This window comes from Kocuria sp. WRN011 (genome assembly GCF_002295155.1).
Lineage (GTDB): Bacteria > Actinomycetota > Actinomycetes > Actinomycetales > Micrococcaceae > Kocuria > Kocuria carniphila.
On sequence record NZ_NSGI01000008.1, the window covers coordinates 52,817 to 68,368 of the forward strand.

Sequence of the window (15,552 nt, forward strand, 5' to 3'; positions counted from 1 at the left end):
ACTCAGGCCAGTGGTGACGCGAGCGAGTATGACGGCGGCGCACCGGCCTGATTGGCGCCCCACGAAGAAACCTGTCCGTTGGTCCCCAGAGAAATGGGGAGCACCCAAAAGATCGGCTCGAAGGCCGCGGGGGTGTGAGGGTGCTGTGAAGACATCCTCTTGATCGTAACAGTCGTGTGGGTCACGCCGGTGAGCGGGTCAGCGCGCACCGGAATACTTGACATGTCCACAGTGTTCCCTTGGCATGACTGTTGAACTTGGCATTGACACTTTCGGAGACGTCACCTGGGACGCCCAGGAGAACTCGCTGTCGCACGCGCAGGTTGTGCGCAACGTGGTGGAGGAAGGCGTGCTCGCCGATCAGGTGGGACTGAACTTCATTGGCCTGGGGGAGCATCACCGCGACGACTTCGCCGTGTCCTCACCGGAAATGGTGCTCGCCGCGATCGCCGCCCGCACCGAGAACATCCACCTGGGTTCGGCCGTGACCGTCCTGAGCTCCGACGATCCCGTGCGCGTGTACGAGCGCTTCGCCACGTTGGATGCGCTGTCCCACGGACGCGCGGAGGTCGTCCTGGGTCGCGGTTCCTTCACCGAGTCCTTCCCGCTGTTCGGCTACGAATTGGAGGACTACGAGGAACTCTTCGAGGAGAAGCTCGCTCTGTTCGCCAAGCTGCGCGCTGAACAGCCCGTTTCGTGGGTCGGCAAGCACACCCAGAACCTCAACGATGTAACCCTCTACCCTCCGGTGGAGCACGGTCTGCTCAAGTCGTGGATCGCCGTTGGTGGCAGTCCCCAGTCGGTGGTGCGTGCGGCGCACCATGACATCTCGCTTATGCTCGCGATCATCGGCGGCCCGGTGGATGGCTTCGCCCCGTTCGCCGACCTTTACCGTCGTGCGCTCGCCGAGTTTGGTCACACCGAGAACAATCCCGTGGGTTACCACTCCTATGGCTACGTGGCCGAGACCGACGAGCAGGCCATGGAGGAGTTCTTCAAGCCCTACGTGATTTCCACTCGCCGCATCGGTGCCGAGCGTGGCTGGCCCGCTCCGACCCGTGATTCTTTCGAGAACGAGGTCAAGCACGGCTCCATGGCCGTGGGCTCCCCGGAGACCGTGGCGCGCAAGATCGCCGCGGGCATCAAGTCCCTGGGTGCCTCCCGCTTCGATCTCAAGGTCAGTACCGGCCCGCTGTCCCACGAGAACATCATGAAGAGCATCGAGCTCTACGGCACCAAGGTTGCCCCGCTCGTGAAAGACATGCTGTCCGAATGAGCACGCTAGAGGTTGTGGTCATCGGTGCCGGGCAGGCGGGTCTGTCCGCTGCCTATCACCTGGTCAAGGCCGGGTTGCGTCCGCACGAGGACTTCGTGGTGCTCGACGCCAACCCCGGTCCCGGCGGCGCGTGGCGGCACCGATGGCCCTCCCTCACGTTCGGCACCGCCCACGGGATCCATGACCTGCCGGGTCTCCCGTTGGGCACGCCGGACCCGACCGAACCGGCATCGTCCGTGGTCACCCGGTACTACGGGGAGTACGAGGCGCGCTTTTCACTGCCGGTCATCCGCCCGGCCCGGGTTTCTTCCGTGGATTCGGACAGCGATGCCGACGACGCCGCTCTGCTCGTTCACACTTATGCCGGCACCTTCCGCACGCGGTACCTCATCAACGCAACCGGTACGTGGGACAAGCCGTTTTGGCCGTGGTACCCGGGTCGTGCCGAGTTCCGAGGTCGGCAACTGCATACGCGGGATTTCTGGTCCGCGTCAGAATTTGCCGGACAGCACGTGGTGGTTGTCGGTGGCGGTACGTCGGCCGTGCAGTTCTTATTGCAACTCAATGAGGCCGGGGCAACGACTACGTGGGTAACCCGCCGCGAACCCGTGTTCGAGCCGCGTTCCTTCGACTCCGAATGGGGTCGTGATGTGGAGCGGCGGGTGCGCGAACGAACCAGCGCCGGGTTGCCACCCAAGAGCGTGGTGTCAGTAACCGGTCTGCCGTTGACTCCGCAGTACCAGCGGGGGATTGATCAGGGGATCTTGGTGTCGGCTGGCCCCATGACCGCACTGACCCCGGACGGAGTACTGCTGGCTTCGGGGCAAGAGGTACACACCGATGCGGTGTTGTGGGCCACCGGCTTCCGTGCGTCGATCGATCACCTGGGACCGCTGCATCTCCGCGAGCATGGAGGTGGTATCCGCACGGAAGGTGTGCGCGTGGATGCGGATCCACGTGTGTTCCTGGTGGGCTACGGCTCGTCAGCCTCCACGCTGGGAGCGACGCGTGCGGGCAGGACGGCGGCGCGCGGCGTCGTCCGCGCCCTAGAGGCCGAGAAGCAACGAGAACTCGTGCACTGACGAACGTTTTCCGGGAGGCACATACCCCTAAAAATTGGTGTACCAGTGGACAGTTCTAATTCCACATACCGAGAAGGGCCATCCATGCGCCGCCCACCACGGTCCAGATCAGGATCAGGATGATGGACATGATGAAGGCCACGCGTACCCACTCGTGGACCTTCACGTAGCCGGAACCGTAGATCACGCCGGCCGGGCCGGAGGAGTAGTGCATCAGGGTGCCGAACAGGTTGCCGATGAAACCGAAGGCCAGGGCACCGAACAGCGGGGGGGTTCCAGCCGCGACCGCTGCCGCGAGGAACACGGCGTACATGGCCACGATCTGTGCGGTGTTGGAGGCAAACAGGTAGTGCACGTAGAAGTAGACGAGCGCCAGGATGCCGAAGGCCAGACCCCAGGGCATGCCGCCGACCATTCCGGAGACCACGGAGCCGATCCAGTCGATCACGCCCAGGTCGTTGAGGTGGCCGGCCATGCCGACGAGTACGGCGAAGAAGATCAAGGTGTTCCACGCGGATCCGTTGGCCGCCATGTCCTTCCACGTCAAAACGCGGGTGAGGAGCATGATGGCGATGCCCACGAAGGCCGCCGTGGTGGCGTCGATACCGATGCTGGAGCCGAAAATCCACAGCACCAGAAGTAGAACGAAGGTGAAGATCATGGTGATCTCACCGCGCGAGATCTTGCCCATGGTGGTGAGCTCGCGCCGGGCCATGTCGGGAGCCTCGGGGGTTTTCTTGACGGTCGGGCCGTAAATCTTGCTCATCGCCCACGGCACGACCGCGAGGCTCAACAGGCCGGGGACAACGGCGGCCAGAGCCCAGTTACCCCACGTGACTTCGATTCCCATGTCGATGGCCGCCTGCTGAGCCACCGGGTTACCCGCCATAGCGGTGACGAACATGGCGGAGGTGACCACATTGACGTGCGACGCCGTGAACGTCAGATAGGAGCCGAGCTTGCGGCGGGACTCATCGGTTTCGGGTGTGGAGTTCTGCACCTCGGCAATCGACCGGATGATCGGATAGACCACACCACCCGCGCGAGCGGTATTAGAGGGAGTCGCCGGTGCAAGGATTAGATCAGTGGCGGCCATCCCATAGGCGATACCCATGGGCGATTTACCGAGTCTCGATACGAACATGAGCGCCACGCGTCGTCCCAAGCCCGTGAGCAGAAATCCATCCGCGATGAAGAATGCCGCGACAATGAGCAACACGGTGGAGTTGGCGAAACCGGCGAGAGCTTCGCCGTCCGGGACACTCATGGTTCCGGTCACCATGGCCACGGCCAGGCCGATGAGGGTTAGCGACGGTGTCGGTAGCGGCTGCAGGATCAGCCCGATGATAGTGGCCACAAAGATCCCGAGCATGTGCATGCCGCGCGGATCGACCCCCTCGGGCGGGGGAATGAAGAAGATGACCGCACCCACCACCAGCATGACGCCGAATTTCCAGAGTATGGAGACGGTGTCCGTCGAACGACCTGTTGGGCGGGTGGCACGTGCAGTTCCCATGGCTGGCTCCGAACGCATCGACACGATGGATACCGCAATTCTACGCTTGGTCTGACCACACCGTTGGGCGTGTCGCCATCAAGAAGCGCGGTGGCGGTTTTCATCTGCCTGCGCAACCGCGCAACATTCGGAGTTTGAGCCACCGGCTACACTGGCGACCCCACCGTCTCACCAGGAGGTCCCGTCCCATTGCCCGGCTCCGCGCGCATTCCCGTTCTCATCCTCACCGGATACCTGGGCGCCGGGAAGACAACGGTCCTCAATAGATTCCTCGCCGCGAGTGGTGCCCGCATTGGCGTGATCATCAACGACTTCGGTGACGTGAACGTTGACGCAGCCCTGGTCGCGGGTCAGGTGGACGAACCCGTGTCCGTGGCGGGCGGGTGTCTGTGCTGTATCTCCGACCCCGAGCAACTGGATGATGCCTTCAAGAAGTTGACGCGTCCGGACCTCCGACTGGATGCCATCGTCATTGAGGGTTCCGGCGTCGCAGAGCCACCAGCCCTGCTGCGCCTCGTGATGGATTCGCGCGTGCCGAAGATCCGCTTCGGCGGGCTGATCGAGGTAGTCGATGCCGCGCACGTCCCACAGGCGGAAGCCGCCGGGTGGGATTTGGAGCAGCACGTGCGAGCGGCCGCCGTCGTTCTGTTGACCAAGACGGATTTGGTGACGGATCCGGAGGTCAGAACCGCCCTTGAAACGAGAATCCAACAGGCCAATCCCCACGCCATGATCATCGAGGCCCCGCACGGGGTCTTCGACCCCGCGTTGTTCGTGGACGCAAGCGAGTCCGACGACCTTGAATTCGGTCAACTGGCCCTGTGGAATCCGGGCGAAACGCTGGGGGAGCCCAAGACCGAGCACGATCACACCCATCACCATCACGTGCACCATCAGTCGGTCACCGTGGAACACGATGGTCCGGTCGATCCCGTGGCGCTCTCCGAGTTCGCGCTGGACCCGCCGGACTCCGTTTATCGGATCAAGGCGATCGTCGACATCGTCACGAGTTCCGGCCCACGCCGTTTCGTGGTCCATTCGGTCGCCGGATACGTCACCGTGGATTCGATGAGCCGCGGCAAGGACGAACCGCTCGCGTCGTCGCTCGTGGCCATCGGCCTGGAGCTGGACGGGGCAGATCTGCAGGCAAGACTTAACGCAGTGTGCCTCCCGCTGACGACGCCGCCCGCCACCGCATCGCAGCTGCGTCGCCTCACGCGGTTCCGCACCTAAAGCAACGAAGACTCACCCCATGCTGGAGAACCGCTCGGCCTGATCGGTCGGCCCGGTGACCAGGATCTGATCGTCGTCGTACAACATGGTGCCCGGCTCGGTGGGCTCCCACGTGCCACCCGGTCGGCAGACCGCGACAATGGCGACCCCGTAGCGCCGTCGGACGTCCAAGAGGTCCATGGGTCGTTGCTGAACGGATGCCGGGGCGGTGCAGCGGACCATTGCGAACCCCTGGTCGATGGGCACGAAATCCAGAATGTGGCCCTGAATAAGGTGTGCGGTGCGCACGCCCATGTCCCGCTCGGGATTGACCACGTGATGAACGCCCAGTTGTTCGAGAATCTCCGCGTGCGGGGCGGTAATGGCCTTGGCCCACACCTCGGGGCATTGAAATTTCAAAAGCCGGGATGTCACCAGGATGCTCGCCTGAATGTCCGATCCGATCCCCACCACTGAGCGTTCGAATTCGTCCACGCCCAATTGCCGCAGCACGTCCTCATCGGTCGCGTCAGCGCGAACGACCGAGGTGAGTTTTCCGTTGAAGGACTGAACGATGGAATCGGAGATGTCGATCCCCATGACATCGGTGCCGCGGGACATCAATTCCATGGCCAGCGAGCCTCCGAAGCGGCCGAGCCCAATCACCACTACGGCGTTGTCGGTGCGGTTAGCAGAGGTACTCGAGCGAAATTTGTCGAACATGACTCAAACCTTTGATCGGGACATCATTAGCCAATGAGCGGACGCTCTTTGGGGAGTTCGTAGGCGCGTGGTTGTCGCCCCACGGCCAGGGCAGTGGCTACCGTGACCGGCCCCAAGCGACCGAGGAACATGAGACAGATGAGGACGACCTGCGCGAACGGTGACAAAGAAGCGGTAATACCAGTCGACAAGCCGACCGTGGCGAACGCGGAGACCACCTCGAACAGTGCGCGGTCCAGTCCCAGCGCGATGTCGGAGAGCATGAGCAACATGGTCCCGGCAATCACGGCGCCCATGGCGAGCACCACCAGCGTGATGGCCTCGCGCTGCACGGATCGGGAGAGCTGCTTGCCCAGAACGGGAACGGCCGCACCGCCGCGGATCTCGGTCCATGCGATGAAGAAGAGCACTCCGAAGGTCGTGACCTTCAGGCCACCCGCGGTGCCTGCCGGTCCACCGCCGATGAACATGAGCACATCCATGCCGAGCCAGGACACCGGATGCATCTGGGCGATGTCCAGGCTGTTGAACCCTGCGGTGCGGGCAATGGTGGATTGGAAGAAAGCATTGAGAATCTTGGAACCCACCGGCTGGGGACCCAAAGTGCCGGAATTGGACCACTCCAGGACCGCGATGAATATGGTGCCGCCAACCAGTAGAACGGGCGTGGCCAGTAGGACCAGACGCGTATTCATCGACCACATCCGCGGCAACCGAAGATGATGGCGCAGTTCATAGAGCACGGGGAACCCCAGCCCACCCAGGATCACGCAGCCGGCCAAGGGCAACAAGATGAACGGGTCCTCGTTGAAGTCCATGACGTTGAGCGTGTAGAGCGCGAACCCTGCGTTGTTGAACGCGGAGACGGAATGGAACACTGCGTGGGCCACGGCTTGACCGGGGGAGTAGTGGTAGTGTAGGAGGAATCTCAGAAACAGCAACACGGCCGCGGCGAACTCGATCACGGCCGTGGTGGCAACGATCCTCAACACCACATGGCGTACGCGGCCGGAACCGAACGACTTGGTCTCCGCTCGTGCCAGGAGCTTGATGGAGAGACCGAACTTTCGGGCCAGGACGATACCCAACATGGTGGTCAGAGTCATCACGCCCAGGCCGCCCACCTGAATGAGGCACAGAATGACGGTCTGCCCGAACGGGGTCCAGTACGTAGCCGTGTCCACGGTGATCAAACCGGTGACGCATAAAGAGGACGTTGCGGTGAACAGAGCAGTCAGCAGGTCGGTTCCGCCGGGGCCGGTGGACGCCACCGGAATCATGAGCAACCCGGTTCCCACCACCAGGGCGATGGCGAAAGCCGAAACAATGAAGCGAGCGGTTCGGGAGGGTGTCATCTCCGGCCGTTGTCGCAAGTAGGTGCGAGGCACGCAGACAAGTTACACCCTCCGTGCCCTAAACTGAGCGGCATGAGTAACATTCCCGCGGAACTCGCGTACACCTCGGAGCACGAATGGGTCAAAGACCTCAAAGACGACAACACCTACCGGGTGGGCATCACGGATCATGCCCAGGACGAACTGGGTGAAGTGGTCTTTGTTGACTTGCCTCAGGTTGGGGATGAAGTATCCGCAGGCTCTGTTGTGGGCGAGATCGAATCCACCAAGTCCGTGAGTGACCTGTTCGCACCGGTTTCCGGTGAGATCACCGAGGTCAACCCCGAGCTCGAGGACAACCCCGGCGCTGTGAACGCTTCCCCCTACGAGGACGGCTGGCTCTTCACGATCCGTGCTGATTCTCCGGAGGCGACCAAGGACCTCTTGGACGCTGACCAGTATCAGCAACAGCTGGACTGACCCGCATACTCCACACCCAGGAGAGATACTTATGTCAAAGCAGGACAACTCCGTACCTAACTCGGGTCCGGAAACCACATCCATTCAGATCGTTGCGGATGTACTTTCCACTGCCGCTCGGCACAGGATGACCGAGAGCGAGCAGAATGCTGTCGCGGCGTTGCCCCCGGGGTCAGCGCTGCTGCTCGAAACCAATGGCGGGCTCACGGGTTCGCGATTCCTGTTGGACCGGGACGAAGTAATTGCAGGACGCCATCCGGCGTGCTCCATTTTCCTGGACGACGTCACGGTGTCTCGCCGGCATGCCGGCTTCCTGCGGCGCTCCAACTCGTACGAACTGGTTGACCAGTCTTCGCTCAACGGTACGTACGTCAACGGTGACCGGGTGGACTCCAAGCAGTTGGAGAACGGGGACGAAGTCCAGATCGGCAAGTTCCGCTTCACCTTCTACCACTCCGTACAAAAGGACTCCTGACACTCCTCATGCCTGAATCCGGTCACTCGCATACCTCGCTGGTGGGTATCGGGGTACTTCTGCGGCAATTGCAGCCTGAGTTCCCCGGCCTGTCCGCCTCTAAGATCCGCTTTTTGGAGGACCAAGGGTTGGTGCGTCCGCACCGCACGCCCTCGGGGTATCGCAAGTACTCGGAAGAAGACATCGAACGGTTGGCTACGGTGCTGCGCCTGCAGCAGGAGCGGTACCTCCCGCTCAAGGTCATTCGTGACCGGTTGGATCGAGGGGAGGATCCGGGAGCGGACGCGGAACCGCAGGAGCCGCGCCAAAGTGAGCGAGCGACGTCGTCCGCTCCGGCCAACGAACCGCAAGATCCGCAGCAGGCAATGGCCAGTGCGGTCCGAATGTCGGGGCGGCGCTACACCCTGCGTGAAGTGGCCGCGCGCACAGGCGCCGAAACCACGCTGCTGCGCGAGCTGATGAACAACGGGTGGCTCGTGGAGCGCTCGGGATATTTCGACGACTACTCGCTCACAGTGGCGGCTACGGCCAAGCGACTGAGCGCGTATGGGATTGAACCGCGGCACCTGAGGGCCTTGCGAGGTGCTTCGGAGCGCATGATCGGATTGGTGGAGGGCACCATCGCCCCGCTGATCAGCCGTCGTGACCCGGTGTCCCGCGAGAAAGCCCCGCAACGGGCACGGGAGATCGCGTCACTGTGCCTCACCATGACCACGGCGCTCGTGAACTCCCAGCTCAAAGACACCCTCCGTCCATTCGAACAGGAGCGATAGGTGGCCTCCCCGGACGTACCCATGGAAGTTGCTGGCGTCCGCATGGACGTGCCCACTGGACAACCGGTGGTAGTCCTGCGCGAGCTCAATGGTTCCCGACACCTGCCCATCTGGGTGGGTACCAACGAGGCGACGTCGATCGTCTTCGCAATGCAGGGCATCAAGCCGCCCAGGCCGCTCACCCATGACCTACTGATTTCCGTGGTGGACGCGGTCGGCCGAAACATCAACCGGGTGGTGATCCACACCGTGGAGGACACCGTGTTCCACGCCGCCATTGAATTCGACCAGGGCACCGTGGTGGATGCCCGAGCCTCGGACGCGCTCGCGGTGGCCGTGCGGACCAAGTGCCAGATCGTGTGTGCGCAGTCCGTCCTGGACGATTCCGGACTGGTGCTCAGCGCGGACGGAGAACTGCGCGAACAGACCGCCCCGGACCAGGCCGAAGCCGACGCCCAGGTGCGTGAGTTCCGTGACTTTCTGGACCACGTGGACCCGGACGATTTCCAGACCTGACCAGTGCGTCAGCAAGCAGACTGACTCTGCGACACGTTGAGGACCCGCGCGGATGTCTTTGACCCGCCGCACCCCGAGGTCTACCGTCTAATCAGCACCGAGAACACCATCTGGTCGCTCCGCCATGAACCACCCCAGCCGATCCCGAGGAGGATATGTGAGCCACGGAAACCTGCCGCTGGACGCAGCAGATCCGCTCCAGACCTCCCTCACGGGCGGAACACAGGGGATGCTCTTCGACGAAGATCTGGTCAGTTTTGACGAGACCGTCGGATTCCGCGGGCCTACGGCCTGCAAGGCCGCCGGCATCACCTACCGACAGCTGGACTACTGGGCACGCACCGGTCTGGTCGAGCCCACGGTGCGCGGCGCCAAGGGTTCCGGTTCCCAGCGGCTCTACTCCTTCCGCGACATCTTGGTTCTCAAGGTCGTCAAACGACTCCTGGACACCGGCGTCTCCCTGCAGCAGATTCGTTCCGCGGTGGGTGCTCTGCGCCTGCGCGGGATCGAAGACCTCACGCAATTGACCTTGATGTCCGACGGCGCCAGCGTGTACGAATGCACCTCACCCCACGAGGTCATTGACCTGGTTCAGGGCGGTCAGGGTGTCTTCGGTATTGCGGTGGGCCGCGTCTGGCGCGAGATCGAGGGCGCCTTGGCGTCGATGCCTTCCGAGCACACCGGCGTCACCGCCGACGACGCCGCCGAAGAGTTCCCGGAGGACGAGCTCTCCGCCCGACGGGCCCGCCGCCGTAAGCAGAATGCCGGCTGACGCCGACGATCGAGATTTTGAACGCCGCTATGAACCCATGGGTTCGTGGCGGCGTTCGTCGTGGGCGGCGGTTGTGAGGGTGCCAGCTGGCGGCGGGTTCGACGGCGCGGCATGTGGCGGGCGTAGGAGCCTCAGGTGAGGTGTCGGGCGAAGAATCGAGCGGCGTCGTCGGCGGCGAAAGAAGGCACGCCAGTGTGGCCGCCCATATTGGCCTGAAGGGTCTTCTGGGCGGAGCCCAGGGCGTCGAACAGCTCCAGTGCTTGCTGCCGATCATTGCCTTCATCGTCCCACTGCAGCAGAACATGAACCGGAACGGTGACCCGGCGGGCTTCCTCGAGTGTCGAGGTCGGCACGAAGCTGCCGGCGAACAGGCCGGCGGCCGTGATCCGTGGTTCGACCACGGCGAGCCGAACACCCAGGGCAAGCACGCCACCCGAGTAGCCCACGGGCCCGTCGATCTCCGGCAGCGATAGCAGCGCATCCATCGTCAATTGCCATTCCGGAACGGCCTGCTCGACAAGTGGCAGGATGAGCCGGTCAATAATGTCCTCGGACACCGGTTCCCCGGCTTTCAATGCGTGCACCAGATCGCTGCGGGCGGCCTCGATGGCAAGCTCTTGTGGCCGACCCCCGCCCCCAGGCAGCTCGATGGTGGCCGAAGCAAAGCCATCTGCGGCGCTACGCCGGGCCCTTCCGAGCAGCCGGGGGTACATTCCCGGTAAGCCACCGGGGTGACCGAGCAGGATCAGCGGAACGGGCGCCGAGGAGGAAGCCGGTATCCACAAGATGCCAGGGATCCCGTGATGGTTGAACTCTCGTTCGACGATTCCGCCGTCGAGACGGTGTTGAGACGTGAAGTGCATGATGGCACCTTTCGGAAATGTTCCCGACCGGCGCCGAGTCTGTGGCGAGCCGGTGACTACTTGAGTAGGCCGGTCAGGATGGTGCTGAATCGCTCGGCCAGGACCGCTGCTTGTTCGCCGGGCCACCTGTGCACGGGCCATGCCGCACCTTGAACCTGCTGCATGACGGGAGCATCCGGGAGGGTCGGTTGTACCAAGAGCTCACCGAACAACTCGTGGAGTTCACTGATGCGGTGCGCGTGTTCGGAGAAATCGTCGCGAGCCCGGTTCACGATCACACCTGCGGCGGGTACGGCCCAGAGCTTGGAACCCTCGAACTGGGCCAGTGCGGTCATCGTACGCTTGGTACCGGCCACGGAGAACAGTGACGGCTCGGCTACGGAGAGCACCTTGTGTGAAGCGGCCCAGGCCATGCGCGTCAGCGCGGTGAGGCTCGGCGGGCAGTCGATGAGCACCAACTCGTACTTGTCCACGCCCTGGATCACGGTTTCGAGGCGCTTGAGATCCTTGACCGTGAAGCCGGAGCGGTCCAGGTGGGAGGACGCGGCGGAGCCCGGTGCTACGTCCAGGGTGGTCCGGGGGTAGGACTCGGGCGTGATCGGGTGCTCGGTCCACGAAGACTGCACTGTGATCTTGGACACAGCGCCCTTTTTGGGCTTGCGGAGAAGCGAACCGATGTCTCGGGAGGGTTGGGCGTGCACGCCCAGGGCCGTCGAAGCATCCGCGTGGGGGTCCAGATCGATGACCAGGCTGGGGATGCCCGCTTCCAAGGCCGCCGAAGCCAGGCCCAGAGTTACCGATGATTTACCCACGCCGCCTTTAAGGCTGCTGATGCTGACGATCTGCACTTCGACCTCTCCCGTACGGTGCCCCGGTCACCGGGACACAACCCTGTCCATGCTAACGGCTGGACCCATAGTCTTTTCGTCACAGATTGACCAGTTCCCTTACATGGTGTGGTCAGTCCATAGGTATGATGTAGGTCTCACGTATGCTGAGACAGCTAGTTCGCTTTCTAACGCAGCGCCCTTTGAGGCCCACTGGTCCGGGGGTGCGGAACGGCAGTACATGTTCTCCAAAATCCTGGTGGCTAATCGCGGCGAAATCGCTATCCGTGCATTTCGTGCCGCATATGAACTCGGCGCGAAAACCGTGGCTGTGTTCCCGCATGAAGACCGCAATTCCATCCACCGTCAGAAGTCTGACGAGGCGTACCCCATCGGCCAAGAGGGCCATCCTGTGCGCGCCTACTTGGACGTCGATGAGATCGTTCGAGTTGCCAAAGAATCCGGCGCTGATGCCATTTACCCCGGTTACGGCTTCCTGTCCGAGAACCCCGATCTTGCCCGCGCCGCTGATGCCGCGGGCATTAAATTTGTCGGGCCCAAGGCGGACATCCTGGAACTTGCGGGCAACAAGGTCGAGGCCCTGCGCGCAGCGAAGCGCGCGGGTATCCCCACGTTGCAATCGACGGAACCTTCGGCGGACAGGGAGGCCCTGATCGAAGAGGCCGAGAAGATCGGCTACCCGCTGTTCGTCAAGGCCGTCGCCGGTGGTGGCGGTCGCGGTATGCGCCGTGTGGAGACGTCCAAGGACCTGCCAGGTGCCCTTGACTCGGCCATGCGCGAAGCGGATACCGCGTTCGGAGATCCCACCGTTTTCATTGAGCAGGCCGTGCTGCGCCCCCGGCACATCGAAGTGCAGATCCTCGCGGACAACGAGGGCAATGTGGTGCACCTGTTCGAACGTGACTGCTCACTCCAGCGTCGCCACCAGAAGGTTATCGAGATCGCCCCGGCGCCCAATCTGGACGAGGACATCCGCCAGGCCTTGCACCGCGACGCCGTGAAGTTCGCCAAGGAATTGGGATACGTCAACGCCGGAACCGTGGAGTTCCTCGTGGACACCGCCGGTGAGCGCGCCGGTGAGCACGTGTTCATCGAAATGAACCCGCGCATCCAGGTGGAGCACACCGTGACCGAGGAAGTCACGGACATCGACCTGGTGCAGGCGCAGTTGCGCATCGCCGCAGGCGAGACGCTGGCGGACCTGGGGATCAGCCAGGACAACCTGCGCGTTCGCGGCGCGGCCCTGCAGTGCCGTATCACCACGGAGGATCCGGCCAACGAATTCCGCCCGGACGTCGGCAAGGTGTCGGCCTACCGTTCCGCCGGTGGCGCGGGTGTCCGACTGGACGGCGGTACGCTCTACGCCGGCGCCGAGATCTCGCCGCACTTCGATTCGATGCTCGTGAAGCTCACGTGTCGCGGCATTGATTACACGACCGCCGTTCACCGCGCGCGCCGTGCTCTGGCGGAGTTCCGAATTCGCGGTATCGCGACCAATATTCAGTTCTTGCAGTCCGTGCTGGACGACCCCGATTTCATCGCCGGGGACGTGGCCACGGACTTCATCGAGAATCACCCCGAACTGCTGAAGGGCAAGACCTCCGCGGACCGTGCGACGCGTGCGTTGACCTACCTGGCCGAAGTCACGGTCAACAAGCCCAACGGTGATCGCGTGGACGGGATCGACCCGCGCACCAAGCTCCCGCACTACCCCGGCGACAAGTCGGACGAGCCCTACCGCAGCCCCTTCGACGGCGCGTCGAGCCACGAACCCCCGGCCGGTTGGCGTCAGGTGCTTCAGGAGAAGGGCCCGGAGGGTTTCGCCCAGGAACTGCGCGAGTACAAGCCGCTGGCCGTCACGTCCACCACCTTCCGTGACGCTCACCAGTCACTGTTGGCAACTCGTGTACGTACCCGCGACCTGCTCGCGGCCGCACCCGCCTACGCTCACACGCTGCCGGGCCTCTTCTCGGTCGAGGCCTGGGGCGGTGCCACCTACGACGTCGCTCTGCGCTTCTTGGGTGAGGACCCCTGGGATCGCCTGCGCCGCCTGCGCGAGGCCATGCCCAACATCCCCATCCAAATGCTGCTGCGCGGTCGCAATACCGTGGGCTACACGCCGTATCCGGCCGAAGTGACCAACGCGTTCGTCGCCGAGGCCGCCGAGACTGGCGTGGACATTTTCCGGATCTTCGACGCACTCAACGATGTGGAGCAAATGCGCCCCGCGATCGAGGCCGTCCGGGAGACCGGAACTGCTGTGGCGGAAGTCGCCCTGTGTTACACGGGTAATCTCCTGGATCCCAACGAAGAGGTCTACACCCTCGACTACTACCTGGATCTGGCGCAGAAGTGCGTGGATGCGGGCGCCCACATCCTGGCGATCAAGGACATGGCCGGACTGCTGCGTCCGGAGGCCGCCCGCAAGCTGGTCACCGCACTGCGCGAACGCTTCGACCTCCCGCTGCACCTGCACACCCACGACACCGCGGGCGGCCAGTTGGCCACGTTGATGGCCGCTTCGGAAGCGGGTGTCGACGCCGTGGACGTCGCCTCGGCTTCGATGGCGGGTACGACGTCGCAGGTTTCGGCCTCCGCGTTGGTGGCCGCCCTCGAGAACACCGAGCGCGACACCAACCTGGGCCTGGACGCCGTGAGCGACTTGGAGCCGTACTGGGAAGTCGTGCGTGGGATCTACAAGCCTTTCGAGTCGGGACTCAACAGCCCCACGGGTCGCGTGTACCGTCACGAGATTCCGGGTGGCCAGCTCTCCAACCTGCGTCAGCAGGCGATTGCACTGGGCCTGGGGGAGAAGTTCGAGGCCATCGAGGACATGTACTACGCCGCGGACAAGATGCTGGGCCACCTGGTCAAGGTGACCCCGTCCTCCAAGGTCGTGGGTGACCTGGCGCTGCAGCTCGTGGGTATGGACGTGGACCCGGCCGAGTTCGAGTCCAACCCCAACAAGTTCGACATCCCGGACTCCGTGATCAACTTCCTGGCCGGTGAACTCGGAACCCCGCCCGCGGGCTGGCCCGAGCCGTTCCGTTCCAAGGCACTCAAGGGTCGCAACGTGACCCTGGGCGACAAGGAACTGAGCGATGAGGACCAGGAAGGATTGAACCAGCCGGGTGAGGTCCGCCGGGCCACGCTGAACCGGTTGCTGTTCGCCGCGCCGACCAAGGAGTTCGAGGCCTCACAGGTCAAGTACGGAGACCTGTCCGTGCTGCACACGCGTGACTTCCTCTACGGTCTGCGCCAGGACTTCGAGCACGTGATCTCGTTGGGCAAGGGAGTGCGGCTGCTCGTAACCCTGCAGGCGATTTCGGAGCCGGACGACAAGGGCATGCGCACCGTGATGGTCACACTGAACGGCCAGCTGCGCCTGCTGGAAATCCGGGACAACTCCGTCAAGACGGACTCCGTGGAGCTCGAGAAGGCCGATTCCGCCAATCCGGGTCACGTGGCTGCGCCGTTTGCCGGGGCCGTCACGGTCACGGTTGCCGAGGGCGACACCGTGGAGCCGGGTCAGGCGGTGGCCACCATCGAAGCCATGAAAATGGAAGCCTCCATCACCACGCCCACCGGCGGAACCGTGTCCCGCGTGGCTTTGAGGGACGTGGCGCAGGTGAGCGGCGGCGACTTGGTGCTGGTGATCGACCCCGCCTGATCGCTGATTTGC

General features: G+C 63.5%; 15 protein-coding genes. 9 read left to right on the forward strand and 6 right to left on the reverse strand.

Annotated features, from left to right (window positions below; all coding sequences use genetic code 11):
* Nucleotides 1-2: 2 nt before the first annotated feature.
* Nucleotides 3-155 carry a hypothetical protein gene (locus tag CKW39_RS15470; RefSeq protein WP_158222948.1) on the reverse strand — a complete coding sequence of 51 codons (153 nt, stop codon included), beginning with the start codon at nt 153-155 and terminating at the stop codon, nt 3-5.
* Between the two features lie 89 nt (nt 156-244).
* Between CKW39_RS15470 and CKW39_RS12050 the strand changes: the two genes are divergently transcribed.
* Both CKW39_RS12050 and CKW39_RS12055 read left to right on the forward strand, forming a co-directional pair.
* Complete coding sequence (locus CKW39_RS12050; RefSeq protein WP_095798364.1) at nt 245-1,276, forward strand: LLM class flavin-dependent oxidoreductase; 1,032 nt, start codon at nt 245-247, stop codon at nt 1,274-1,276.
* Nucleotides 1,273-2,358 (forward strand): FAD-dependent oxidoreductase, encoded by a 1,086-nt coding sequence (locus CKW39_RS12055; protein WP_095798365.1) that lies wholly within the window; start codon nt 1,273-1,275, stop codon nt 2,356-2,358. The genes CKW39_RS12050 and CKW39_RS12055 overlap by 4 nt, the downstream gene beginning before the upstream one ends.
* Nucleotides 2,359-2,413: 55 nt before the next feature.
* On the opposite strand, the gene CKW39_RS12060 is transcribed toward CKW39_RS12055, so the two are convergent.
* A complete protein-coding gene (locus CKW39_RS12060) occupies nt 2,414-3,874 on the reverse strand; it encodes an anion permease (RefSeq protein ID WP_095798366.1) in 1,461 nt (486 codons plus the stop codon).
* A gap of 189 nt (nt 3,875-4,063) precedes the next feature.
* Between CKW39_RS12060 and CKW39_RS12065 the strand changes: the two genes are divergently transcribed.
* On the forward strand, nt 4,064-5,107 hold the full coding sequence (locus CKW39_RS12065) for a GTP-binding protein (RefSeq protein WP_254049398.1): 1,044 nt from the start codon (nt 4,064-4,066) through the stop codon (nt 5,105-5,107).
* A gap of 12 nt (nt 5,108-5,119) precedes the next feature.
* Here the strand turns inward: CKW39_RS12065 and CKW39_RS12070 are convergent, their stop codons facing one another.
* Nucleotides 5,120-5,809 carry a TrkA family potassium uptake protein gene (locus CKW39_RS12070; protein ID WP_095798367.1) on the reverse strand — a complete coding sequence of 230 codons (690 nt, stop codon included), beginning with the start codon at nt 5,807-5,809 and terminating at the stop codon, nt 5,120-5,122.
* A gap of 26 nt (nt 5,810-5,835) precedes the next feature.
* Nucleotides 5,836-7,197, reverse strand: coding sequence for a TrkH family potassium uptake protein (locus CKW39_RS12075; protein ID WP_371514754.1), 1,362 nt, complete (start codon nt 7,195-7,197; stop codon nt 5,836-5,838).
* A 39-nt stretch (nt 7,198-7,236) separates the two neighbouring features.
* Here CKW39_RS12075 and gcvH point away from each other — a divergent pair, with 39 nt between their 5' ends.
* The 5 genes from gcvH to CKW39_RS12100 all read left to right on the forward strand — a co-directional run bounded on the left by gcvH (nt 7,237) and on the right by CKW39_RS12100 (nt 10,159).
* Nucleotides 7,237-7,623: a glycine cleavage system protein GcvH gene (gcvH, locus tag CKW39_RS12080; protein ID WP_095798369.1), complete on the forward strand. Its 387-nt coding sequence runs from the start codon at nt 7,237-7,239 to the stop codon at nt 7,621-7,623.
* 31 nt (nt 7,624-7,654) lie between these two features.
* On the forward strand, nt 7,655-8,098 hold the full coding sequence (locus tag CKW39_RS12085) for an FHA domain-containing protein (RefSeq protein WP_095798370.1): 444 nt from the start codon (nt 7,655-7,657) through the stop codon (nt 8,096-8,098).
* Between the two features lie 8 nt (nt 8,099-8,106).
* Complete coding sequence (locus CKW39_RS12090; protein WP_095798371.1) at nt 8,107-8,871, forward strand: MerR family transcriptional regulator; 765 nt, start codon at nt 8,107-8,109, stop codon at nt 8,869-8,871.
* Nucleotides 8,872-9,387, forward strand: coding sequence for a bifunctional nuclease family protein (locus CKW39_RS12095; RefSeq protein ID WP_371514755.1), 516 nt, complete (start codon nt 8,872-8,874; stop codon nt 9,385-9,387).
* Between the two features lie 229 nt (nt 9,388-9,616).
* Nucleotides 9,617-10,159: a MerR family transcriptional regulator gene (locus tag CKW39_RS12100; protein WP_254049407.1), complete on the forward strand. Its 543-nt coding sequence runs from the start codon at nt 9,617-9,619 to the stop codon at nt 10,157-10,159.
* A 131-nt stretch (nt 10,160-10,290) separates the two neighbouring features.
* Here CKW39_RS12100 and CKW39_RS12105 read toward each other — a convergent pair whose 3' ends face one another.
* Both CKW39_RS12105 and CKW39_RS12110 read right to left on the reverse strand, forming a co-directional pair.
* The gene (locus CKW39_RS12105; protein WP_095798373.1) at nt 10,291-11,022 is read right to left on the reverse strand and encodes a dienelactone hydrolase family protein; all 732 of its coding nucleotides are present in this window, start codon (nt 11,020-11,022) and stop codon (nt 10,291-10,293) included.
* Between the two features lie 56 nt (nt 11,023-11,078).
* Nucleotides 11,079-11,870, reverse strand: a complete 792-nt coding sequence (locus tag CKW39_RS12110) for a ParA family protein (protein ID WP_095798374.1) — start codon at nt 11,868-11,870, stop codon at nt 11,079-11,081.
* 220 nt (nt 11,871-12,090) lie between these two features.
* Between CKW39_RS12110 and CKW39_RS12115 the strand changes: the two genes are divergently transcribed.
* Entirely contained in the window at nt 12,091-15,540 is a 3,450-nt protein-coding gene (locus CKW39_RS12115) for a pyruvate carboxylase (RefSeq protein WP_095798375.1), read from the forward strand.
* The last annotated feature ends 12 nt before the right edge of the window (nt 15,541-15,552 follow it).

What these genes read in the sequence shown, in the direction of transcription:
- CKW39_RS12090 (WP_095798371.1), top strand. Translation starts at nt 8,107, where the DNA reads ATGCCTGAATCCGGTCACTCGCATACCTCGCTGGTGGGTATCGGGGTA.
- CKW39_RS12105 (WP_095798373.1), bottom strand. Translation starts at nt 11,022, where the DNA reads ATGCACTTCACGTCTCAACACCGTCTCGACGGCGGAATCGTCGAACGA.
- CKW39_RS12100 (WP_254049407.1), top strand. Translation starts at nt 9,617, where the DNA reads ATGCTCTTCGACGAAGATCTGGTCAGTTTTGACGAGACCGTCGGATTC.
- CKW39_RS12115 (WP_095798375.1), top strand. Translation starts at nt 12,091, where the DNA reads ATGTTCTCCAAAATCCTGGTGGCTAATCGCGGCGAAATCGCTATCCGT.
- CKW39_RS12055 (WP_095798365.1), top strand. Translation starts at nt 1,273, where the DNA reads ATGAGCACGCTAGAGGTTGTGGTCATCGGTGCCGGGCAGGCGGGTCTG.
- gcvH (WP_095798369.1), top strand. Translation starts at nt 7,237, where the DNA reads ATGAGTAACATTCCCGCGGAACTCGCGTACACCTCGGAGCACGAATGG.
- CKW39_RS12050 (WP_095798364.1), top strand. Translation starts at nt 245, where the DNA reads ATGACTGTTGAACTTGGCATTGACACTTTCGGAGACGTCACCTGGGAC.
- CKW39_RS12060 (WP_095798366.1), bottom strand. Translation starts at nt 3,874, where the DNA reads ATGGGAACTGCACGTGCCACCCGCCCAACAGGTCGTTCGACGGACACC.
- CKW39_RS12070 (WP_095798367.1), bottom strand. Translation starts at nt 5,809, where the DNA reads ATGTTCGACAAATTTCGCTCGAGTACCTCTGCTAACCGCACCGACAAC.
- CKW39_RS15470 (WP_158222948.1), bottom strand. Translation starts at nt 155, where the DNA reads ATGTCTTCACAGCACCCTCACACCCCCGCGGCCTTCGAGCCGATCTTT.
- CKW39_RS12085 (WP_095798370.1), top strand. Translation starts at nt 7,655, where the DNA reads ATGTCAAAGCAGGACAACTCCGTACCTAACTCGGGTCCGGAAACCACA.